General features: G+C 68.6%; 17 protein-coding genes. 8 read left to right on the forward strand and 9 right to left on the reverse strand.

What is annotated here, in order from left to right:
- Positions 1-31: 31 nt before the first annotated feature.
- A complete protein-coding gene (locus tag DID96_RS26705; protein WP_124602247.1) occupies positions 32-712 on the reverse strand; it encodes an arylesterase in 681 nt (226 codons plus the stop codon).
- Between DID96_RS26705 and DID96_RS26710 the strand changes: the two genes are divergently transcribed.
- The gene (locus DID96_RS26710) at positions 711-1,427 is read left to right on the forward strand and encodes an ABC transporter ATP-binding protein (protein ID WP_124602294.1); all 717 of its coding nucleotides are present in this window, start codon (positions 711-713) and stop codon (positions 1,425-1,427) included. The genes DID96_RS26705 and DID96_RS26710 overlap by 2 nt on opposite strands.
- 57 nt (positions 1,428-1,484) lie before the next feature.
- Here the strand turns inward: DID96_RS26710 and pgi are convergent, their stop codons facing one another.
- The 3 genes from pgi to DID96_RS26725 form a co-directional block, all read right to left on the reverse strand.
- A complete protein-coding gene (gene pgi / locus DID96_RS26715; protein WP_124602248.1) occupies positions 1,485-3,107 on the reverse strand; it encodes a glucose-6-phosphate isomerase in 1,623 nt (540 codons plus the stop codon).
- 120 nt (positions 3,108-3,227) lie between these two features.
- Complete coding sequence (locus DID96_RS26720) at positions 3,228-4,799, reverse strand: NAD(P)H-hydrate dehydratase (RefSeq protein ID WP_124602249.1); 1,572 nt, start codon at positions 4,797-4,799, stop codon at positions 3,228-3,230.
- A 43-nt stretch (positions 4,800-4,842) separates the two neighbouring features.
- Positions 4,843-6,147 (reverse strand): FAD-dependent oxidoreductase, encoded by a 1,305-nt coding sequence (locus DID96_RS26725; protein ID WP_124602250.1) that lies wholly within the window; start codon positions 6,145-6,147, stop codon positions 4,843-4,845.
- 272 nt (positions 6,148-6,419) lie between these two features.
- Between DID96_RS26725 and purL the strand changes: the two genes are divergently transcribed.
- A complete protein-coding gene (purL, locus tag DID96_RS26730; RefSeq protein ID WP_124602251.1) occupies positions 6,420-10,484 on the forward strand; it encodes a phosphoribosylformylglycinamidine synthase in 4,065 nt (1,354 codons plus the stop codon).
- A 4-nt stretch (positions 10,485-10,488) separates the two neighbouring features.
- The gene (locus DID96_RS26735) at positions 10,489-11,022 is read left to right on the forward strand and encodes a GNAT family N-acetyltransferase (RefSeq protein WP_124602252.1); all 534 of its coding nucleotides are present in this window, start codon (positions 10,489-10,491) and stop codon (positions 11,020-11,022) included.
- Between the two features lie 196 nt (positions 11,023-11,218).
- Here DID96_RS26735 and DID96_RS26740 read toward each other — a convergent pair whose 3' ends face one another.
- The 5 genes from DID96_RS26740 to DID96_RS26760 all read right to left on the reverse strand — a co-directional run bounded on the left by DID96_RS26740 (position 11,219) and on the right by DID96_RS26760 (position 15,033).
- Entirely contained in the window at positions 11,219-11,998 is a 780-nt protein-coding gene (locus DID96_RS26740) for a peptidylprolyl isomerase (RefSeq protein WP_124602253.1), read from the reverse strand.
- Between the two features lie 9 nt (positions 11,999-12,007).
- On the reverse strand, positions 12,008-12,328 hold the full coding sequence (locus DID96_RS26745; protein WP_124602254.1) for a BolA family transcriptional regulator: 321 nt from the start codon (positions 12,326-12,328) through the stop codon (positions 12,008-12,010).
- A 1-nt stretch (position 12,329) separates the two neighbouring features.
- Positions 12,330-12,860 (reverse strand): septation protein A, encoded by a 531-nt coding sequence (locus tag DID96_RS26750; RefSeq protein ID WP_124602255.1) that lies wholly within the window; start codon positions 12,858-12,860, stop codon positions 12,330-12,332.
- 134 nt (positions 12,861-12,994) lie between these two features.
- A complete protein-coding gene (gene msrB / locus DID96_RS26755; protein WP_124602256.1) occupies positions 12,995-13,426 on the reverse strand; it encodes a peptide-methionine (R)-S-oxide reductase MsrB in 432 nt (143 codons plus the stop codon).
- Between the two features lie 38 nt (positions 13,427-13,464).
- Positions 13,465-15,033 (reverse strand): YdiU family protein, encoded by a 1,569-nt coding sequence (locus DID96_RS26760; RefSeq protein ID WP_124602257.1) that lies wholly within the window; start codon positions 15,031-15,033, stop codon positions 13,465-13,467.
- A gap of 156 nt (positions 15,034-15,189) precedes the next feature.
- Here DID96_RS26760 and DID96_RS26765 point away from each other — a divergent pair, with 156 nt between their 5' ends.
- From DID96_RS26765 to DID96_RS26785, 5 genes are all read left to right on the forward strand, one after another.
- Positions 15,190-16,827, forward strand: a complete 1,638-nt coding sequence (locus tag DID96_RS26765) for a 3-(methylthio)propionyl-CoA ligase (protein WP_124602258.1) — start codon at positions 15,190-15,192, stop codon at positions 16,825-16,827.
- Between the two features lie 232 nt (positions 16,828-17,059).
- Positions 17,060-19,144: a 3-hydroxyacyl-CoA dehydrogenase NAD-binding domain-containing protein gene (locus tag DID96_RS26770; RefSeq protein ID WP_124602259.1), complete on the forward strand. Its 2,085-nt coding sequence runs from the start codon at positions 17,060-17,062 to the stop codon at positions 19,142-19,144.
- Between the two features lie 145 nt (positions 19,145-19,289).
- The gene (gene pncA / locus DID96_RS26775; protein WP_124602260.1) at positions 19,290-19,922 is read left to right on the forward strand and encodes a bifunctional nicotinamidase/pyrazinamidase; all 633 of its coding nucleotides are present in this window, start codon (positions 19,290-19,292) and stop codon (positions 19,920-19,922) included.
- Positions 19,923-20,009: 87 nt separating this feature from the next.
- A complete protein-coding gene (locus DID96_RS26780; RefSeq protein ID WP_124602261.1) occupies positions 20,010-21,188 on the forward strand; it encodes an acetyl-CoA C-acyltransferase in 1,179 nt (392 codons plus the stop codon).
- 372 nt (positions 21,189-21,560) lie between these two features.
- Complete coding sequence (locus DID96_RS26785; RefSeq protein ID WP_124602262.1) at positions 21,561-22,961, forward strand: sensor domain-containing diguanylate cyclase; 1,401 nt, start codon at positions 21,561-21,563, stop codon at positions 22,959-22,961.
- Positions 22,962-22,977 lie beyond the last annotated feature (16 nt).

The raw sequence follows: 22,977 nt of genomic DNA on the forward strand, positions 1-22,977 counted from the left end.
GGGCTTTTTCATGCCGGCGCGACGCGCGCGTTCAACCGCGCGGCTTCGCGAGCAGCGGCTTCAGCGACGGCCACACGTTGTCGAGCAGCACGCCCTGGGCCTGCCTGGCCGGATGGATCTGGTCGGACTGGAACATCTCCGGCCTGTTCTCGATACCGGCGAGCAGGAACGGCACGAGCGGCACGCCGAGGTCCTTCGACAGCCGCGTATAGATGCCGTGGAACTTCTGCGTGTAGTCGGGCCCGTAGTTGGGCGGCACGTACATGCCGACCAGCACGACCTTCGCGTGCGCGCGCTGCACGTCGGCGACGATCTCGCGCAGGTTGCGCTCGGTCGTCGCGAGCGGCACGCCGCGCAGCGCATCGTTCGCGCCGAGCTCGACGACGACGATCGCGGGCTTCAGCCGTTGCAGCACCGCCGGCAGGCGGGCCCGGCCGCCGCTCGTCGTATCGCCGCTGACGCTCGCGTTCGCGACGCTATAATCGATCCGCTCGGTGGCGAGCCGTTGCCGCAGCAGCGCTACCCATCCCGTGTCGCGCGGCAGGCCGTATTCGGCCGACAGGCTGTCGCCAAGCACGACGATCACGGGCTGGCCCGCAGTAGCGGTCGGTACTGTCGTGGCGCCGGCGAGGCCGGCCGTGCTTGCGGCCAGCAAGCCGCTCAGCAGCGCGGCAAGCGCCGCGCGTCTTTTTCTGCGAATTGTCGTGTCCATGCTCAAGATCAACGATCCGGTCATCGAAGCGCATCAAGTGTGCAAGCAGGTCGCCGACGCGACGGGCGAGCTGACGATCCTCGACGGCATCGACCTCACCGTGCGGTCCGGCAGCAGCCTCGCGATCGTCGGCGCGTCGGGGTCGGGGAAATCCACGCTGCTCGGCCTGCTTGCGGGGTTGGACAGCGCGACGAGCGGCACGGTTCGCCTGCTCGGCCAGCCGCTCGACCAGCTCGACGAGGACGAGCGGGCCGCGCTGCGCAACGGCGCGGTCGGGTTCGTGTTCCAGTCGTTCCAGCTGATGCCGCACCTGACCGCGCTGGAAAACGTGATGCTGCCGCTCGAGCTGCAAGGCGGGATCGGCGCACGCGAGGCGGCCGAGCGCGCGCGTGCGCTGCTTGTGCAGGTCGGGCTCGGCGAACGTACCACGCATTACCCGAAGCTGCTGTCCGGCGGCGAGCAGCAGCGCGTTGCGCTCGCCCGCGCATTCGTCACGCATCCGGCGATCCTGTTCGCCGACGAACCGACCGGCAGCCTCGACGCGGCGACGGGGCACGCGGTGATCGACCTGATGTTCGAGCTCAATCGCACGCACGGCGCGACGCTCGTGCTGGTCACGCACGATCCGGAGCTCGCGCGCCGCTGCGCGACGACCGTGACGCTCGACGCGGGCCGTATCGTGACGCCGCGCACGGCGCAGCGCGGCGCGTCCTGACGGCGCTATGCCAATCCGGCCGCGCGTACGCATCGCACGTCGCGCGGCCGGCGTGCATCAGCGCTTGAGCGCGGCGCGCGCGCGGGCGATCAGCGCGGTCGTCGACGAATCGTGCTTCGCCGGATCGAGCGCGTCGGCCGACAGGTCGGTCTCGACCACCTTGCCGAGGATCTTGCCGAGCTCGACACCCCACTGGTCGAACGGATTGATCTGCCACACCGATGCCTGCACCAGCACCTTGTGCTCGTAGAGCGCAATCAGCGCGCCGAGCGCGCGGGGCGTCAGCGCGTCGACGAGCAGCGTCGTCGTCGGACGGTTGCCGGGGAACGTCAGGTGCGGCGCGAGCGCCTCGTTGCCGGGCCCGGCAACCTTGCGCGCCTCGTCGAGCGTGCGGCCGAGCATCAGCGCCTCGCTCTGCGCGAAGCAGTTCGCGAGGAGCTTCGGGTGGTGGCTCGCGAGCGGATGCTCGGGCGTCAGCACCGCGACGAAGTCGATCGGCACGATCGTCGGCCCCTGGTGCAGCATCTGGAAGAACGCGTGCTGGCCGTTGGTGCCCGGTTCGCCCCACGTGACGGCGGACGTCGGATAGTCGACGAACGTGCCGTCGAGCCGCGCGGACTTGCCGTTGCTCTCCATCTCGAGTTGCTGCAGGTACGACGGCAGGAAATGCAGCGCTTCCGAATACGGCGCGACGAGGTAGCTCTGCGAGCCGAAGAAGTTCCGATACCAGATGCCGATCATACCGAGCAGCACCGGCAGGTTGCGCTCGAGCGGTGCTTCGCGGAAATGGCGGTCCATGTCGTTCGCGCCGGCGAGCAGCTCGTCGAACTGCTCGGGGCCGATCGCGATCATGATCGACAGTCCGACTGCCGACCACAGCGAATAGCGGCCGCCGACCCAGTCCCACATCTCGAACACGTTGTTCTCGGCGATGCCGAACCGCACGACTTCGGCCGGGTTCGCGGACACGCCGACGAAATGCTTCGACAGCTCGCTTTCCGGGCAACCCTTCGAGATGAACCAGTCGCGCAGCGAGCACGCGTTCGTCATCGTCTCGAGCGTCGTGAAGGTTTTCGACACGATGATCGCGAGCGTTTCTTCCGGATCGACCTGCTCGAGCACGCGCGCGAGATCGGCGCCGTCGACGTTCGACACGAAGTGGGTCGAGATCTCGGGCGTCGCGACGTGGTGCAGCGCATGAACGACCATCTTCGGTCCGAGGTCCGAGCCGCCGATGCCGATGTTGATCACGTAGCGGATGCGCTTGCCCGTGTAGCCGGTCCATGCGCCGCTGCGCACCGCGCGCGCGAACGTCGCCATCTTCGCGCGCTCGGCGCTGACTTGCGCGTGGAACGGTGCATGCGGATCGGTCGCGCGCAGTGCCGTGTGCAACGCCGCGCGGCCTTCGGTCGGGTTGACGACGTCGCCCGCGAACATCGCGTCGCGGCGCGCTTCGACGCCCGCGTCGCGCGCGAGCTGCGCGAGCAGGCGCAGCGTGTCGTCGGTGATGCGGTTCTTCGAGAAATCGGCCGCAAGACCGCCGCCCGAGAACGTGAAGCGCTCGGCGCGGGTCGGGGCAGGGTCGTTTTCCGGCGCGAACCAGTCGCGCAACCGGGCGTTGCGGATCTGTTCGTAATGGGTTTTCAGCGCAGTCCAGGCGGGGAACGAATTCAGCGTCATGGCGGTTCAAGTGAGGCGTGAATCGGGAGGAATGCCGCACCGGCGCATCGGGATCATCGGGATCGGATGTCCGGCGGACGAGAGGGCCCGCCGCTCGGCGGGGGACTCAGTATAGCGGCGTTATGTGTCCGCGCGCCCGCATGGGTAAAAAAGGCGATTGATCAGCGTGCGCACCGTCGGCGCCAGTTCGCCGGCCGTCAGGCCGGCCGGGCCCGCGCCGCTGGCGACCAGCGTGTCGGCCGCGAGGCCGTGCAGGTACACGCCCGCGAGCGCGGCCGCGCAGGGCGCGACACGCTGCGCGAGCAGCGCGCCGATCAGTCCGCCGAGCACATCGCCCGTGCCGCCCGTCGCGAGCGCTGCGTTGCCGGTCGGGTTGACCGTCAGGCGGCCGTCGGGCGCGGCGATCACGGTGCCCGCGCCCTTCAGCACGACGACGCTCGCGAAGCGCGCGGCGAGCGTGTGCGCGGCCGCGAGCCGGTCGCGCTGCACGGTGGCGGTATCGCAGCCGAGCAGCCGCGCGGCTTCGAGCGGGTGCGGGGTCAGGATGCACGGATTGCCCTGCGCGCCGCGCGCCGCGACGGCGGCGGCGAGCGCCGGGTGCGTGGCGACCAGGTTCAGCGCGTCGGCGTCGAGCAGCGTCGCCGCGCCGTGCGCGAGCACGTTGCGCACGAGCGTTGCCGCGGCTTCGCGCGTGCCGAGGCCGCAGCCGGCCGCGATGGCGGTCATCGCGGTGAGATCGAGGGTGTCGGCCGGGTGCAGCATCAGCTCGGGAAACGGCGGGTCGTACGGCGGCGCGCCCGTGCCGAGCAAGCCGACGTGCACCTTGCCCGCGCCGGCGAACAGCGCCGCGCGCGCGGCGAGGATCGGCGCGCCGCACATGCCGGTGTCGCCGCCGATCACCGCGAGGCTGCCGAACGTGCCCTTGTGCGACGCGTGCGCGCGGGCGGGCAGTGCCGCGGCGAACAGCGCGGGTGCATTCAGCATCGTGGCAGATGTGGCGGGTGTGGCAGACGTGGCAGACGTGGCAGACGGCGGGACGTCGAGCGACGCGACGTCGACCTCGCCCGCGAGATCGCGGCCTTCGCCCATGTAGAGGCCGGGCTTCGCGGCGATGAAGGTCAGCGTGTGCGTCGCGGCCACCGCGACGCCCGCGCCGACGACCTGACCCGTATCGCTGTCGAGGCCGCTCGGCACGTCGAGCGCGAGCACGCGGCCGGTCGTCCGCGCGCGGCCGGCGATGCGCGCCGCGAGGTCCGCGAACGCGCCGTCGAGCGCGCGGGCGAGGCCGATCCCGAACAGGCCGTCGACGACCCATGCGTAACCGTCGAACGATGCGGGCGGTTCCGTCGATATCGGCACGCCGGCCGCCCGGGCCATGCGGAGCGCCCATTGCGCGTCGTCCGGCTTCACCGCGACCGGCATCCACGCTTCGGTCGCGACGCCGAGCCGCTGCAGTTCCGCCGCCGCGACGAGCGCGTCGCCGCCGTTGTTGCCGGGGCCGACTGCGAACCACACCGGGCGATCGTCGTCGGCGAGGCGCTCGGACAGCCAGCGCGCGGCAGCGGTGCCTGCGCGGCCCATCAGCGCGTGCGGCGGCAGCGTCGCGGCTGCGGCGGTTTCGGCGGCACGCAAGTCGGCGACGCGCAACAGCGCGATCGGGGCGGGGGCGGAAAGCGGGCGGGTGACGGTCATGGCGGCGGAAGAAGGGAGCCGCCAGGCAAGCCCGCGCGGCCGGTCAGGTCGTGAAGCGCTCGGCGCGCAGCGCGGCGAGCGTGTCGGCGGGCCAGCGCTGCGCGTCGCCGCCGAGGTAATCCGCCACCACTTTAGCAGACCCGCACGCGAGCCCCCAGCCTGCGGGGCCGTGCCCGAAATTGACGAACACGCGCGGATGCGGGGTCGGACCAACGACAGGCAAGCCGTCCGGCGACAGCAGTTGCGTGCCTTGCCACGACAGCGCGGCCGAGATTTTCGCCGCGCCGGGCACCCAGTCGTGGACGGCCTGCCCGAGCAGCGCGAGCGCGGTCTCCGACAGCGGTTCGGCGAGCGGCCGGGCGGTGTCCTGCAGGCTCTGCAGCACCGCGCCGCCGCCGACCCGCAGCCGCTGGTGGGTGCGTGTCATCGCGATCCGCTTGATCGAATCGACGACGGTCAGGTGCGGCGCATGCTCCTCGTACGCGACCGGGGCGGTCAGCGTATGGATGCGCACCGGATGCAGCGGCACGTGCAGGCCGAACCGCTCGAGCAGCGCGAGGCTGCCGGCGCCTGCGGCAACGACGATCGCGTCGGCCGAGATCACGTCGACTTCGCGCGCGTTCGCCGCGCGCCGGTCGCCGGACTGCGGGGCGAGTTCGACCGCGGCGCGGCCCGAGTCGACGCGGATCGCGGCGACGTCGGCGCCGAAGCGGAACTGCACGTCGCGTTCGTCGAGCACCTGCTTGACGAGCTTCGCGAACAGCGGGCAGTTCCCGGTGCGCTCGGTCTCGAGCAGCACGCCGCCGGCGAATTCCGGCTCGGCGGGCACCGACGGCTCGTATGCCGCGCATTCGGCGGACGTCAGCGTACGGTGCGGCAGCTCGAGCGTGCGCAACAGTTCGAGTGCGGGTTGCGCGGCGTCCCAGTCGCGCGCGTCGCGCACGACGTGCAGCACGCCGGCCTTCTGTTCGAATTCGAGTTCGAAGCGGGCTTCGATGTCGGCGAGCGCGTCGCGCGACGCGTCGATCAGCGGACGCAGCCGCGCATACTGGGCCGCGAACGCTTCGGGCTCGCGCAACGCCCCGAGCCGCTTCACGAAGCGGCGCACCTGGCCGTTCAGCCCGGGCTTGTAGACGATGCCGCTGTCGCGCGGCTGGCGCTGACGCATGAAGGTCGGCCCGAACCAGACGTCGAGCGGGCTCGGCAGCAGCGTGCCGCCATCGCCGTAGGTCGCGCCTTGCGCGACGGTTGCGTGACGTTCGACGACGCATACGCGATGGCCGGCCGCGCGCAGCTGGTAGGCGGTGGCGACGCCGCTGATTCCGCCGCCGATGACGATGACATCCATGGATTGCTTCGATGGCGGGCGGCGGCTCGGCCGCCCGATGGGTGATTCGCGTGACGGGCCGCGCTCGGCCCGGTGAACCGCAAATGATAGCGCCAAACAGTGCGAAACGAGCGCCAAACGAGCGCCAAACGAGCGCAAAACGGCCGGCCGGGCGGCGTCGTGCGCGCGTACCGACCGGACGGGTTTGGGGCAGCAGACTTCCGGGTATAATTACGGCCTTCCTTTCGCCCCACGTCGCCACCTTGCGCGACTCATCGACGTCAGTCCAGCCCATGGCTCACTTCTCGTGTTTTCCCGGCGCTTCGGCCCTTTCCGATTTCCGTCAGACCCGTCTGCTCGATACGCTCAGGCAGATCGACGCCAACATCGTCGCGGTGCGCGGCCAGTTCCTGCACTTCGTCAACGCCAGTGAGCCGCTGTCGGCCGACGACAGCGCGCGCATCGACGCGCTGATGCACTACGGCGCGCCGTTCGAGCCGGCGGCCGAGAAGGGCAGCACCGAATCGTTCGTCGTGCTGCCGCGCTTCGGCACCGTGTCGCCGTGGGCGAGCAAGGCGACCGACATCGCGCGGCACTGCGGCCTCACGCACGTGCGCCGCATCGAGCGCGGCATCGAATTCACGGTCACGCTGAAGTCGGGCCTGCTCGGCGGCAAGAAGGCGCTGTCCGACGACGCGCGCGCCGCGGTCGCGGCCGCGCTGCACGACCGGATGACCGACAGCGTCGTGGCCGCGCGCGACGACGCAAAGCACCTGTTCGACGAACTGCCGGCCAAGCCGCTCGCGACGGTCGACGTGCTCGCGCAGGGCCGCGGCGCGCTCGAGCGCGCGAACGTCGAGCTGGGCCTCGCGCTTGCCGACGACGAGATCGACTACCTCGTCGACGCGTTCCGCAAGCTCGAGCGCAACCCGACCGACGTCGAGCTGATGATGTTCGCGCAGGCGAACAGCGAGCACTGCCGCCACAAGATCTTCAACGCGCAGTGGACGATCGACGGCGACGCGCAGGACATGTCGCTGTTCGCGATGATCCGCAACACCGAGAAGCTGAGCCCGCAAGGCACGATCGTCGCGTACTCGGACAACTCGTCGATCATGATGGGCGCCGAAGCCGAGCGCTGGTTCCCGCGCAACGCGGGCGCGGCTGGCGAGCCCGGTGAACGTTATGGCCGTCACACCGAGCTCACGCACACGCTGATGAAGGTCGAGACGCACAACCACCCGACGGCGATCTCGCCGTTCCCGGGCGCGGCGACCGGCGCGGGCGGCGAGATCCGCGACGAAGGCGCGACGGGCCGCGGTGCGCGGCCGAAGGCGGGCCTGACGGGCTTCACCGTGTCGAACCTCGACCTGCCCGACGCGCGCCAGACGTGGGAAAACGCGCGCGACGCCGCGCAGCCGGTCGGCGAGCGCAACCCGAACGAGCAGCACGGCCCGTACGGTCGTCCGGACCGCATCGCGTCGCCGCTGCAGATCATGATCGACGGCCCGCTCGGCGGCGCCGCCTTCAACAACGAATTCGGCCGCCCGAACCTCGGCGGCTACTTCCGCGTGTACGAGCAGAATGTCGGCGGCCAGGTGCGCGGCTATCACAAGCCGATCATGATCGCGGGCGGCCTCGGCAACATCTCCGACGCGCACACGCACAAGCACGACGTGCCGGCCGGCTCCCTGCTGATCCAGATCGGCGGCCCCGGCATGCGGATCGGCATGGGTGGCGGCGCGGCGAGCTCGATGGCGACCGGCGCGAACACCGCCGAGCTCGACTTCGACTCGGTGCAGCGCGGCAACCCGGAAATCGAGCGCCGTGCGCAGGAAGTGATCAACGGTTGCTGGCAGCTCGGCGAGCAGAACCCGATCCTGAGCATTCACGACGTCGGCGCGGGCGGCCTGTCGAACGCGTTCCCCGAGATCGTCGACGGCGCCGGCAAGGGCGCGCGCTTCGAGCTGCGCAAGGTCGCGCTCGAGGAGTCGGGCCTGTCGCCGCGCGAGATCTGGTCGAACGAAGCGCAGGAGCGCTACGTGCTGGCGATTGCGCCGGCCGACCTGCCGCGCTTCGAGGCGATCTGCGCGCGTGAGCGCTGCCCGTTCTCGGTGGTCGGCGTCGCGACCGACGAACGCCAGTTGCAGCTCGTCGACGACGAGGCGACCGGCGTCGACGAATATCCGGTCGACATGCCGATGGAAGTGCTGCTCGGCAAGCCGCCGCGCATGCACCGCGACGTCACGCGCGTGAGCACCGAGCGTGCGCCGGTCGACGTGACGGGCATCGCGCTTGCACAGGTCGCCGTCGACGTGCTGAAGCACCCGACGGTCGCGAGCAAGTCGTTCCTGATCACGATCGGCGACCGCACGGTTGGCGGCACGTCGGTGCGCGACCAGATGGTCGGCCCGTGGCAGGTGCCGGTGGCCGACTGCGCGGTGACGGCGCTCGACTACGCGGGCTTCAAGGGCGAAGCGATGACGATGGCCGAGCGCACGCCGCTCGCGGTGATCGACGCGCCCGCATCGGGCCGCATGGCGGTCGGCGAGGCGATCACCAACATCGCGAGCGCGCCGATCGCGTCGCTCGACAAGCTGAAGCTGTCCGCGAACTGGATGGCCGCGTGCGGCACCGCCGGCGAAGACGCCGCGCTGTTCGACACGGTGAAGGCGATCGGGATGGAGCTGTGCCCGGCACTCGGCATCGGCATTCCGGTCGGCAAGGACTCGCTGTCGATGAAGACGAAGTGGGACGAGCAGGGCGTCGCGAAGGAAGTGGTTTCGCCGGTGTCGCTGATCATCTCCGCGTTCGCGCCGGTCGAGGACGTGCGCCTTCACCTGACGCCGCAACTGCAGCGCGTCGCCGATGCGGGCGACAGCGTGCTGATCGCGATCGACCTCGGTCGCGGCAAGAACCGGATGGCCGGCAGCATCTTCGCGCAGGTCACGCAGCAGGTCGGCAACGAGACGCCGGACGTCGACGATCCGGAAGACCTGAAGCGCTTCTTCAACGCGATCCAGTCGCTGAACGCGCAAGGCAAGCTGCTTGCGTACCACGACCGTTCGGACGGCGGCCTGTGGGCGACGGTCTGCGAAATGGCGTTCGCGGGCCACGCGGGCGTGTCGCTGAACGTCGACATGCTGACGCTCGACGAGAATCACGAATCCGATTACGGCGACGCGAAGGACTGGGCGAAGCAGACGAGCGGCCGCCGCGACGACCGCACGCTGCGCGCGCTGTTCTCGGAGGAACTCGGCGCCGTCGTGCAGGTGCGCGCGGCAGAGCGCGACACGGTGCTCGGCGCGTTGCGCGAGTTCGGCCTGTCCGCGTGCTCGCACGTGATCGGCACGGTCAACGAGCGCGACGTGATCGAGGTGTACCGCGACGCGAAGAAGATCTTCGACGCGCCGCGCGCCGAACTGCATCGCGCGTGGGGCGAGGTGAGCTGGCGCATCGCGCGCCTGCGCGACAACCCGGCCTGCGCGGATGCCGAATACGACGTGCTGCTCGACGCGGCCGACCCGGGCATCTCGCCGGTGCTGACGTTCGATCCGGCCGACGACATCGCCGCGCCGTTCATTGCGACGGGCGCCCGTCCGCGCGTCGCGATCCTGCGCGAGCAGGGCGTGAACTCGCATCTCGAAACCGCGTACGCGTTCGACCGCGCGGGCTTCGATGCGCACGACGTGCACATGAGCGACCTGCTGGCCGGCCGCGTGTCGCTCGCGGATTTCGCGGGCGCGGTCGCGTGCGGTGGCTTCTCGTACGGCGACGTGCTGGGCGCGGGCGAAGGCTGGGCGAAGACGATTCGCTTCAACGCGAACCTGTCCGACATGTTCTCGGCATTCTTCGCGCGGCAGGACACGTTCGCGCTCGGCATCTGTAACGGTTGCCAGATGCTGTCGAGCCTCGCGTCGATGATCCCGGGCGCCGAAGCGTGGCCGAAGTTCACGCGCAACAAGTCCGAACAGTTCGAGGCGCGCTTCTCGTTCGTCGAGGTGCAGAAGTCGCCGTCGATCTTCTTTGCGGGCATGGAAGGCTCGCGGATTCCGGTCGCAGTCGCGCACGGCGAAGGCTATGCGGACTTCTCGCAGCAGGGCGACATCAACAACGTCGCGGTCGCGATGCGCTATGTCGACCACCGCGGCAACGCGACCGAGGGTTATCCGTTCAACCCGAACGGGTCGCCGGCCGGCATCACGTCGGTGACGACTGCCGACGGCCGCTTCTCGGTGCTGATGCCGCACATGGAGCGCGTGCACCGCACGGTCACGATGAGCTGGCACCCGGAAGGCTGGGGCGAGGCGAGCCCGTGGCTGCGCGTGTTCCGCAACGCGCGCCGCTGGATCGGCTGACGCGATGTTCGATCCGCATGCGCCGGTCGACGTCGTCACGCTGCGCGACGAGCGCGCGAGCGACGTCGCGGCGATTGCCCGCGTGATCGCCGCCGCGTTTGCCGGCGAGCCGCACGGCGGGCAGGTCGAGCAGCGGATCGTCGACGCATTTCGCGCGGACGGCTGCCTGAGCGTGTCGCTCGTCGCGGAGCGCGACGGGCGCATCGTCGGTTACGTCGCGTTTTCACCGGTGACGATCGGCACGGACAGCGAAGGCTGGTACGGGCTCGCGCCGCTCGCGGTGCTGCCCGACTGCCGGCGTCAGAGCATCGGCGCGGGGCTCGTGCGCACGGGCCTCGATGCGTTGCGCCGGCTCGGTGCGCGCGGCTGCGTGCTGCTCGGCGAGCCTGCGTATTACACGCGCTTCGGTTTCGCGTCGACCGGTGACATCGTGTTTCCGGGCGTGCCGGCCGAGTATCTGCTGGCGCTGTCGTTCGACGAGGCGGCGCCGCGGCCGTCGGGCACGGTCCGATACCACGACGCGTTCCACTTCGCGTAACCATCGCATAGCCGTCGCATAACCGTCGCGCTACGCGTCGTTGCTGCTCGCGAGCAGCGGCTGCAAGCCGCTCTCCGGAGCGGCTTGTTCGTTTACGGCGCACGGGCCCGTGCGCCGCTGCGCGAGCGCCGGCGCGCAGCCGCAATGAAAAAGGCCGCTCCGGGAGCGGCCTTTGCATACGCGAGCGCGGTTCGCGTTACTGCACTTTCGCTTTCTGGCGCAGGCCTTCCTCGAACGCCTGCAGCTTCTGCTGCACCAGTTGCTGCGCGATCTGCGCCTTGACCTGGTCGAGCGGCGGCGGCGCGGTGTTGCGGATGTCGTCGACGCGGATGATGTGCCAGCCGAACTGGGTCTTCACCGGCTCGTCGGTCATCTGGCCTTTCTGCAGCTTCTGCGCGGCCGCCGCGAATTCCGGCACGTACGCCTTCGGATCGGACCAGTCGAGGTCGCCGCCGTTCTTGCCCGAGCCCGGATCCTTCGAGTATTGCTTGGCGAGATCCTCGAACTTCGCGCCGGCCTTGATCTTCGCGATCAGGTCCTTCGCCTGCTGCTCGTTGTCGACGAGGATGTGGTGCAGGTGGTATTCGCGATTCGATACGCCCGACACGAGCTGGTCGTAGCGCGCCTTCACGTCGGCGTCGGTCGGCTGGTTCGTCTTCAGGAAGTCCTCGATCATCGAGCGCAGCACGACGGTCTGCTGAGCGACGGCGATCTGCGCCTTTACGTCCGGACGGTTCGGGATGCCGCGACGGATCGCTTCCTGCATCAGGATTTCGCGGTTCACGAGTTCCTGGCGCACGGCCTGCTGCAGTTGCGGGCTGTCGGCCTGGCCTTGCTGGACCAGTTGGGCAACCATTGCGTCGGCGCGCGACTTCGGAATCGGCGTGCCGTTGACGACGGCGATGTTCTGGGCGAATGCCGGCGCCGCTGCGAGAGCGGCCGCTGCGGCCCACAGGCGGGGGGATTTCAGGATCATCGGGAATTCCTAATGAGACGACTGGATTGAAGATGCGTTGAATTCTTCGGGCGTGTACGCCACGATCGCGAGCGCGTGGATGCCACGCTGCATCGCGTCGGCGAGCGCATCATACACCAGCCGGTGCCGCGCGACGCGCGGCTTGCCGGCGAACGCGGCGGACACGATCGTGACCGTGTAGTGGCCGCCGGCGGCCGCGCCGGCGTGGCCCGCGTGCTGCGCGCTGTCGTCGCGCACCGCGAGCGACACGGGTGCGAGCGCGGCGGCGAGGCGTGCCTCGATCAGCGCGATGCGCGCATCGGGCGACGCATGGAGGAAGGCGTCCGTCATGTCACTCGTCCTTCAGGTATTTCGCGAGCCACAGGCTCTGCAGGATGATGAATACGACCATCGCGCCCGTCGTGCCGAACAGCTTGAAGTTCACCCATTGCGATTCGGTGAAGTTGTGCACGACGTACAGGTTGGCGACGCCGAGCACGGCGAAGAACAGCGCCCACGCGACGTTGAGCTTGTCCCAGACGGGATGCGGCAGCGTGAGCTGCTTGCCCATCATCTTTTCGATCAGGTTGTTGCCGAACGCATAGCGCGCGGCGAACAGGCCAATTGCAAACAGCCAGTACAGCACAGTCGGTTTCCATTGAATGAATTTCTCGTCATGCAGGACGAGGGTGGCGCCGCCGAACACGACGATCACGCCGAGGCTGACCCACAGCATGGTGTCGACCTTCCGGTGACGAAACGCGACCCAGGCGACCTGGGCGAGCGTCGCGACGATCGCGACGGCGGTGGCGGTGAAGATGCCCCAGACCTTGAAGGCGGCGAAAAACAGGATGATCGGAAACAGATCGAACAGGAATTTCATGGTGCTCGCAGCTGCGTGAAAGGACGCTGAAATGACTGATGCGGCCTTTCACCGTTGTAGGGACCCGCCAGCGCGCCGCCGCGAACCGGGGCTGCCCCGTCGGGGAGACCGGCCGATTCGCGCCCGGGCGCCGCTTATTCGTGTTCGGGTCGGGACTCGAAGTTTAACGCAGCCGAATTGATGCAGTACCGCAAACCGGTCTGGTCGCGCGGGCCGTCCTCGAACACGTGGCCGAGATGCGCGCCGCAGTGGTTGCAGCGGACTTCGACACGCACCATCCCGTGCGTGTAGTCGATCTTCTCTTCGATGACTTCGCCGTTGATCGGCTTGAAGTAGCTGGGCCAGCCGCAGCCGGAGTGGAATTTCGCGCCGGATTCGAACAGCGGGGTGCTGCAGACGACGCACTTGTAGATGCCGGGGTCTTCGGTGTCGGTGTACGCGCCGGTGAACGCACGCTCGGTCGCCGCGTGCTGCGTGACTTCGTACTGCATCGGCGTGAGCCGGCGGCGCAGCTCGGCTTCGTCCTTCTCGTACGGGTAGGACTTGTCGTCGGAATCGTGGGACATGTCGGGTTTCTCCTGAGGGATCGGTCGGCGCGCGGCCGTCACGACGAGCAGCTCACTTCGAGCGAGCCGGCCCAGTCGGGCGGAAGTGCGGCATACGACGCGTATTCGGGTTGTTCGTCGAACGGCCGGCGCAGCACCTGCGCGAGGCGTTCGACTTCGGAAAAGTCCTTATCCTTCGCGTGCCGGATCGCGATTTCGGCCAGATGATTGCGCAGCACGTATTTCGGGTTCACTCGGTTCATCGCGGCGGCGCGTGCGGCATCGTCGCGTGTTTCCTCGGACAGGCGCGCGCGGTAGAGGTTCGCCCACGCGTCGAACGCGTCGCGGTCGATGAACAGGTCGCGCACCGGCGCATCGCGGCTCGCGTCGTGCTTCGACAGCTGCGACAGGTGACGGAACGTCAGCGTGAAGTCCGCATGGCTCGCATGCATGACCTCGAGCAGCCGGTTCGCGAGCGCCGCGTCGTCGTCGCGCTCGAGTTCGAGGCCGAGCTTCGCACGCATCGCGCGTTCGAGCGCGGGGCCGAAGCGTTCCGGAAACTTCGCGAGCGCGGCCTGCGCGTCGTCGACCGCACGTTCGGCGCGCGCATCGTCGTCGGCGATGCCGTGTTGCAGGCCGATCAGCGGCAGCAGTGCCTGCGCGAGGCAATAGCAGTTCCAGTGCGCGATGCGCGGCTGCATCCGGTACGCGTAGCGGCCGTGCGCATCCGAATGATTGCAGATGTGGTTCGCGTCGAACGCGTCGATGAAGCCGAACGGGCCGTAGTCGATCGTCACGCCGAGGATCGACATGTTGTCGGTATTCATCACGCCGTGGCAGAAGCCGACCGCCTGCCATTGCGCGACGAGGTCGGCAGTGCGCAGCGTCGCTGCTTCGAGCAGCGCGAGGTACGGATCGTCGGCTTCGCGGCAGTCCGGATAGAAGCGGTCGATCACGTGATCGGCGAGCTGGCGCAGCAGGTCGGGGCGATCGTTCGAGAAGAAGTGCTCGAAGTGGCCGAAGCGCACGAAGCTCTCGGACACGCGCGTGACGACGGCCGACGTCTCGATCTCCTCGCGGATCACCGGCTGGTCGGAGCCGATCACGGTCAGTGCGCGTGTGGTCGGGATGCCGAGGTGATGCATCGCCTCGGAGCACAGGAATTCACGGATCGACGAGCGCAGCACCGCGCGCCCGTCGCCCATCCGCGAGTACGGCGTGCGGCCGCTGCCCTTCAACTGCAGCTCGTAGCGGCGGCCGTCGGTGCCGGCGAGCTCGCCGATCGTCAGCGCACGGCCGTCGCCGAGCTGGCCGGCCCAAACGCCGAACTGGTGACCCGAGTAGACCGACGCGTACGACATCGCGTCCGCGGGCCAGTCGCGGGTCGGATTGCCGGCGAACAGCGCGGCGAATTCCGGGTGATCGACGAGCGACGCCGGCAGCCCGAGCAGCGTCGCGACTTCGTCGGAGAAACCGACCACGTACGGCGCCGGCAGCGGCGCGGCCGGCAGGCGCGTATGAAACGCCGCGCCGAGCTGCACGAACGCGCCATCGGCGGGCGCGCCGAGCGTGGCGGCGAGGTCGGGGAGGGTGTCAGCCGCGGGGGCTGCGCTTCGGGAAAACGACATGTTGAGCGCCTCTGGGTAAGCCGATATTGTAAGGCGGCGCTGCGCCGCCCGCATGGCGCCGCATGCGCCGTGCGCGGGACCCCGCTCACGCCGCACGCGGGCCTGCGCCGGCTCGAGGCTGTACACCGATTCGCATCCTTCACGGAGAACAAGACGATGGGTAAGCCGTTGCTGGGCCAGATGATGGACATGCCGCTCCTGGTGTCCTCGCTGATCGCGCATGCCGCGCGGCACGCGGGTGATGTCGAGATCGTATCGAAGCGGATCGAGGGCGACCTGCACCGCTACACGTATCGCGATTGCGAACGGCGCGCGAAGCAGCTCGCGCAGGCGCTCGCGCGCCTCGGCGTCGACGCGGGCGAGCGCGTCGGCACGCTCGCATGGAACGGCTACCGGCATCTCGAGGCGTATTACGGGATCAGCGGGATGGGCGCCGTCTGCCACACGATCAATCCGCGCCTCTTCCCCGAACAGATCGCGTACATCGTCAATCACGCGGACGACCGCTACGTGTTCTTCGACCTCAATTTCGCGCCGCTCGTCGATGCGATCGCGCCGCAATGCCCGAACGTGAAGGGCTGGATCGCGATGACCGACGCCGCGCACCTGCCGTCCGGCGCGACGCCATTCCTGTGCTACGAGTCGCTCGTCGACGCCGAGGACGGCCGCTACGACTGGCCGCGTCTCGACGAGCAGCAGGCGTCGGGGCTCTGCTACACGTCGGGCACGACCGGCAATCCGAAGGGCGTGCTGTATTCGCATCGGTCGACCGTGCTGCATGCGTACGGCGCCGCGCTGCCGGATGCAATGAACCTGTCCGCGATGGACGCGGTGCTGCCCGTCGTGCCAATGTTCCATGTGAACGCGTGGGGCCTGCCGTACTCGGTGCCGCTCACGGGCGGCAAGCTCGTGCTGCCCGGCAAGGATCTCGACGGCAAGTCGCTGTACGAGCTGATCGAGGCGGAGCGCGTGACGTTTTCCGCGGGCGTGCCGACGGTCTGGCTCGGCCTCCTCAACTACATGCGCGAAGCGGGCGTGCGTTTCTCGACGCTGAACCGCACGGTGATCGGCGGCTCCGCATGTCCGCCCGCGATGCTGCGCACGTTCGAGGACGAATACGACGTGCGCGTGATTCACGCATGGGGGATGACCGAGCTGTCGCCGCTCGGCACGCTCGCAAAGCTGAACTGGGCGCAGTCGCAGCGTCCGCTCGATGCGCAGCGCCAGCTGCTCGAGAAACAGGGACGCGTGATCTTCGGCGTCGACATGCGGATCGTCGGCGAGGACGGCCGCGAGCTGCCGTGGGACGGCGTCGCATTCGGCGAGTTGCAGGTGCGCGGCCCGTGGGTGATCGACCGCTACTTCCGGAGCGACGCGTCGCCGCTCGCCGACGGCTGGTTCCCGACCGGCGACGTCGCGACGATCGATCCGGACGGTTTCCTGCAGATCACCGACCGCAGCAAGGACGTGATCAAGTCCGGCGGCGAGTGGATCAGCTCGATCGACATCGAGAACGTCGCGATCGCGCATCCGGCCGTCGCCGAAGCTGCGTGCATCGCGTGCGCGCATCCGAAGTGGACCGAGCGGCCGCTGCTCGTCGTCGTCAAGCGCGCGGGCGCGGAAGTGAGCCGCGACGAGATGCTCGCGTTCTACGAAGGCAAGGTCGCGAAATGGTGGATTCCCGATGATGTCGTGTTCGTCGACTCGCTGCCGCATACGGCTACGGGCAAGCTGCAGAAGCTGAAGCTGCGCGAGATGTTCCGCGATTACGCGCTGCCGACGGCGACCTGTTAGCGGTTGCGCGGCGACCGGATGCGCCGGCGGCGGGCGGCGCTTCTCCGGGATGCCCGCACCGGGATGCCCGCACCGGGACGCACGGATCCGTCCCCGGATCGCACGAAAAAATCAAATTGAACGACCGTGCTTTTTCGTTGTATGCTGCCTCCGTTCGTCTTGGACAAGCGGCCGATCGACCGCGCACAATGAAGCGCAGCCACCCCGGCGCGCGATGCATGGAGGCAGGCAGATGGCAGTGAATTATTCGACTCGCGACGGCGTGGCCGTCATCACGCTCGACAATCCTCCCGTCAACGGGCTTGGCCTGTCGACCCGGGCCGGCATCCTGGAAGGGCTCGATCGCGCGGCGCAGGACCCGGCGGTCAGCGCGATCGTGCTGACGGGCGCGGGCCGCGCGTTCTCGGGCGGCGCCGACATCACCGAATTCAATACCCCGAAAGCGTTGCAGGAGCCGACGCTGCACACCGTGATCCGTGCGGTGGAAGCGAGCGCGAAGCCCGTCGTCGCGGCGATTCACAGCGTCGCGATGGGCGGCGGGCTCGAACTCGCGCTCGGCGCGCACTACCGGATCGCGGCCCCCGGCGCGCAGATCGCGCTGCCCGAGGTGAAGCTCGGCCTGTTGCCGGGCGCGGGCGGCACGCAGCGGCTGCCGCGCGCGGTCGGGCTCGAGACCGCGCTGAACATGATCGTGTCCGGCGCGCCGGTGCCGTCCGAGCAGCTCGCGAAGAGCGGGCTGTTCGACGAGATGGCCGAAGGCGACCTGCTCGACGCGGCCGTTGCGTTCGCGCACAAGGCCGGCGCGCAGGCGGGCCCGCACCCGCGCGTGCGCGACCGCGAGATCGTCCACGAGAACGCCGCGGGCTTCATCCAGTTCGCACGCAATTCCGCGCAGGCCGCCGCGCCGAATTTTCCGGCGCCGCACAAGTGCATCGATGCGATCGAGGCGGGCGTGCTGAATGGCTTCGACAAGGGCCTCGTCGCGGAGCGCGACGGTTTTCTCGCGCTGATCATGACGCCGGAAAGCCGCGCGTTGCGGCATGCGTTCTTTGGCGAGCGCGCGGCGAGCAAGATCCCGGACGTGCCGGCCGACACGCCGGTGCGCGAGATCCGCCGCGTCGCGGTGATCGGCGCGGGCACGATGGGCGGCGGCATCGCGATGAACTTCGTGAACGCGGGGCTGCCGGTCACGCTGCTCGAGACGAAGCAGGACGCGCTCGATCGCGGGCTCGCGACGATCCGCAAGAACTACGACGCGCAGGTGAAGAAGGGCAAGCTCACGCAGGAGAAGCTCGATGCGCGCATGGCGCTGATCGCGCCGACGCTGTCCTATGACAACCTGAAGGACGCCGACCTGATCATCGAGGCCGTGTTCGAGGAACTCGGCGTGAAGGAGCAGGTGTTCGGCAAGCTCGACGAAGTCGCGAAGCCGGGCGCAATCCTCGCGTCGAACACGTCGACGCTCGACGTGAACAAGATCGCCGCGTTCACGAAGCGTCCGCAGGACGTCGTCGGCATGCACTTCTTCAGCCCGGCGAACGTGATGAAGCTGCTCGAAGTCGTTCGTGGCGATGCGACCGCGAAGGACGTGCTCGCGACCGTGATGGCGCTCGCGAAGAAGATCAGGAAGACTGCGGTGGTGTCGGGCGTGTGCGACGGCTTCATCGGCAACCGGATGATCGAGCAGTACATCCGCCAGGCGCTGTTCATGCTCGAGGAAGGCGCGCTGCCCGCGCAGGTCGACCGTGCGATCGAGAAGTTCGGTTTCGCGATGGGCCCGTTCCGGATGAGCGACCTCGCCGGCAACGACATCGGCTGGGCGATCCGCAAGCGCCGCTACGTCGAGCAGCCCGATCTCCAGTACTCGAAGATCGCCGACCGCCTGTGCGAGCAGGGCCGCTTCGGGCAGAAGACCGGCGCGGGCTGGTACGACTACGTGCCGGGCGAGCGCAAGGCCAGGCCGTCGGCACTCATCGACGAGATGGTCGTCGCGTATTCGAACGAGCGCGGCGTCGAGCGGCGCAAGATCGGCGACGACGAGATCGTCGAGCGGCTCGTGTTCGCGCTCGCCAACGAAGGCGCGAAGATCCTCGAGGAAAAGATCGCGTCGAAGGCGTCCGACATCGACATGGTGTACCTGACCGGCTACGGCTTCCCGCTGTGGCGTGGCGGCCCGATGCTGTATGCGGACACGGTCGGGCTCTACAACGTCGAGCGCGCAATCCGCCGTTACGCGGCCGCCGCGAACGGTAATGCATGGCAGCTCGCGCCGTCGATCGCCGAACTCGCGAAGGCTGGGCGCGGGTTCAACGGTTGACCGTGTGGCCCGCGCGGCGGTGTTATGCGGGACCGCAAGGCATGGGATCAGAGTAGGTGCCAATGCGCCAACTCTGATCGACCGCGAAGCATGGGGCCTGAGTAAGCGCTAAAGCGCTCACTCTGATCGACACAGGAGACACGCGATGAAACGTACCGACGACGTCCTGCTCGTGATCGACGTGCAGTACGACTTCATGCCGGGCGGCGCGCTCGCGGTGCCAGACGGCGATGCGGTCGTGCCGGTCGTCAACGCGCTCGCCGCGCGCTTCGATCAGGTCGTGCTGACGCAGGACTGGCATCCGCGCGACCACGTGTCGTTCGCGGCGAACCATCCAGGGCGCGAGCCGTTCTCGACGCTCGCGCTGCCGTACGGCGAACAGGTGCTGTGGCCCGTGCACTGCGTGCAGGACACCGACGGCGCCGCGCTGCATCGCGACCTCGATATCCCGCACGCGCGCCTCGTGATCCGCAAGGGCAGCGACGCGCAGGTCGACAGCTACTCGGCGTTCGTCGAGGCCGATCGCACGACGCGCACGGGCCTCGCCGGCTATCTGCGCGAACTCGGCGCGAAGCGCGTGTGGTGCTGCGGGCTCGCGACCGACTACTGCGTCGCGTGGTCGGCGCTCGACGCGCGCGCGGCGGGCTTCGAAGCGGCGGTGATCGACGACGCGTGCCGCGCGATCGACCTGAACGGTTCGCTCGCAAACGCATGGCAACAACTGCAGGCGGCGGGCGTGGCGCGAGTCACGTCGGCCGGCGCACGCCCGGCGGCGTAGCGCATTCATTCAATCCAGGAAGCAGGAATCTTTGCATCGGACAGGATCAGCGGCCAGGCACGCGATCCGATCGACAGGAGAACTTAGATGACCGAAGCCGTAATCGTATCGACCGCGCGCACGCCGCTGGCGAAATCGTGGCGTGGCTCCTTCAACATGACGCACGGCGCAACGCTCGGCGGCCACGTGGTCGCCGCCGCGCTCGAGCGCGCGAAGCTCGATCCCGCGCGCGTCGAGGACGTGATCATCGGCTGCGCGAACCCGGAAGGCGCGACGGGCGGCAACATCGCGCGGCAGATCGCGCTGCGTGCAGGGCTGCCCGTGAGCGTGCCGGGCATGACGGTGAACCGCTTCTGCTCGTCCGGACTGCAGACGATCGCGCTGGCCGCGCAGCGGATCATCGCAGGTGAAGGCGACGTGTACGTCGCGGGCGGCGTCGAGTCGATCTCGTGCGTGCAGAACGAGATGAACCGCCACATGGCGTATGAAGGGTGGCTGCTCGAGCACAAGCCCGAGATCTACTGGAACATGCTGCAGACTGCAGAGAACGTCGCGAAGCGCTACGGGATCTCGAAAGAACGGCAGGACGAGTACGGCGTGCAGTCGCAGCTGAGGGCGGCGGCCGCGCAGGCCGACGGGCGCTTTGCCGACGAGATCGTGCCGATCACCGTGCGCGCCGGCGTTGCCGACAAGGCTACGGGGCGGCTCTACACGAAGGAAGTGACGGTCACGGCCGACGAAGGGATCCGGCCGGATACGACGCTCGAAGGCGTGTCGAAGATCCGTTCGGCAGTGCCGGGCGGCGTGATCACCGCGGGCAACGCGAGCCAGTTTTCCGACGGCGGGGCGGCGTGCGTCGTAATGAGCGCCGACACCGCGCAGAAGGAAGGCCTGCAGCCGCTCGGCGTGTTCCGCGGCTTTGCGGTCGCGGGCTGCGAGCCGGACGAAATGGGCATCGGCCCCGTGTTCGCGGTGCCGAAGCTGCTGAAGCAAGCCGGCCTGAAGGTCGAGGACATCGGCCTGTGGGAGCTGAACGAAGCGTTCGCGGTGCAGGTGCTGTACTGCCGCGACAAGCTGGGGATTCCTGAAGACCGGCTGAACGTGAACGGCGGCGCGATCGCGGTCGGGCATCCGTACGGCGTGTCGGGTGCGCGCCTGACGGGCCACGCGCTGATCGAAGGCAAGCGGCGCGGCGTGAAATACGCGGTCGTGACGATGTGCATCGGCGGCGGGCAGGGCGCAGCCGGCCTGTTCGAAATCGTCTGACCTGTGCGTGGCTGGCGGCCGCCGCGGCGACGCCAGCCACGCGGTCCGAATCGCGCCCATTCGTCCCATTCGCGCCGGCGGCCGCAACGAGCGGAGCCCGCCGCAGCGGCGCCGCAACGTGCGCCATTGCACGATCCGATACGATCGCGAATCAATCGGTATCGCCCCGACGATGCTGTTTCCCCTTACTTGTCAAACGAATCGCCCCACCTATACTAGGCTCTGACATTTGTCTTTCGGCAGAATGGGCCGGATCGCGCGTCGCGCGTCGCACCGACAGCCGCGGTACGTGCCTGGAATCTGGAGCGGGCGGCGCATCGTGATCGGATGCCCCCGCATTCGAGCCATGCAGCGGATCGATCGGGGGCCGAAGTGAGCACGACTTTCTCAGCCGGCGAGCCGCCGCGCGCCGTCAGCGCCGTCGCCAGAATCTACGCGAAATGCCTGCTGGTCGGCTTCGCGTTGCTGCCAGCCTATCTCATTGCCTATCTGTGGTTCTTTGGCGATCCGCACCTGACATTCGAGAGTCATGCGTTTCATGAACTCGCGATCGCCGCGGCGACGCTCGAAGGCACATTCGTCACCTATGTGACGTGGGTCTGCTACCGCTCGTCCGGCGAGCCGCTGCTGCGCTGGCTGACGCTCGGCTTCCTCGGTTTCGCGATGGTCTATGCACTGCACGGCGTGTTCACAGGCATGGCGCATCACAATATCTGGCTGTTCCTGCTGTACGGGCCGGCATCGCGGCTCGTGATGGCGATCCTGCTGCTGGTCGGGCTGATGTCGTATTCGCGGCCGTCCGATCGCGTCGACAAGCGCACCAGCCTGCGCATCTGGCTGCCGTGGATCGCCTTCTTTGTGGTCATCGACGTTGCGGTCGCGTACATCGCCTATTCGCCGGTGGCCGGCGCGCTCGGTACGCGGCTGTCGATGGAGGGCGGCGCGCTGGTGTTTTCGCTGCTCAACGTCGGCGTGCTGCTCGCGCGGCGCATCCGCTCGCCGCTGATGGTGATCTACGGGATGTCGATCATGGCGTTCGCGCTGTCGTCGCTCGCATTCATCCTCGGCAAGCCGTGGAACCACATGTGGTGGCTCGCCCATGCGATCTTCGCGGGCGGCTTCTTCCTGCTCAGCTACGGTGTCGTGCAGGCGCTGCAGACCACTCGCTCGTTTTCGGCGATCTACAGCCAGGAAGACCTGATGAGCCGCCTGGCGGAATCGATGGCGCGCAGCGAGAGCGCGCTGCAGGAATTGCGCCGCACCAACCAGAAGCTCGAATATCTCGCTGCGACCGATCCGCTGACGGGCGCGTCGAACCGCCGTCAGTTCATCGCGCAGGTCGAGCGCGAGATCCAGCGCGCGGAGCGCGACGGCACGCCGTTCTGCCTGCTCGCACTCGACCTCGACAACTTCAAGAACATCAACGACGCATACGGGCACCAGATCGGCGATGAGGTGCTGCGCGGCGTCGTGCGGCAGTGTCTCGAGGCGATCCGGCCGGCGGGTGGGCTCGCGCGGGTCGGCGGCGAGGAGTTCATGGCGTTGTTGCCCGAGATGCCGCTCGAGGGGGCGCGGATGACGGCCGAACGCGTGCGCTCGTCGATCGCAAGTTCGCCGTTCGGGCTCGATTTCAAGCGCGTGCAAGTGACGGTCAGCGTTGGCGTGGCGCAATACGGGATCGACGGCAGCACGGTCGATGCGTTGCTGCGCGCGGTCGACGAGCGGCTCTATCAGGCGAAGCGGGAAGGGCGGAACCGGGTTGTGGCGGGGTGAGGCGGGGCGGTCGGCA

Source organism: Burkholderia sp. Bp8963, assembly GCF_003854275.1.
Taxonomy (GTDB): Bacteria; Pseudomonadota; Gammaproteobacteria; order Burkholderiales; family Burkholderiaceae; genus Burkholderia.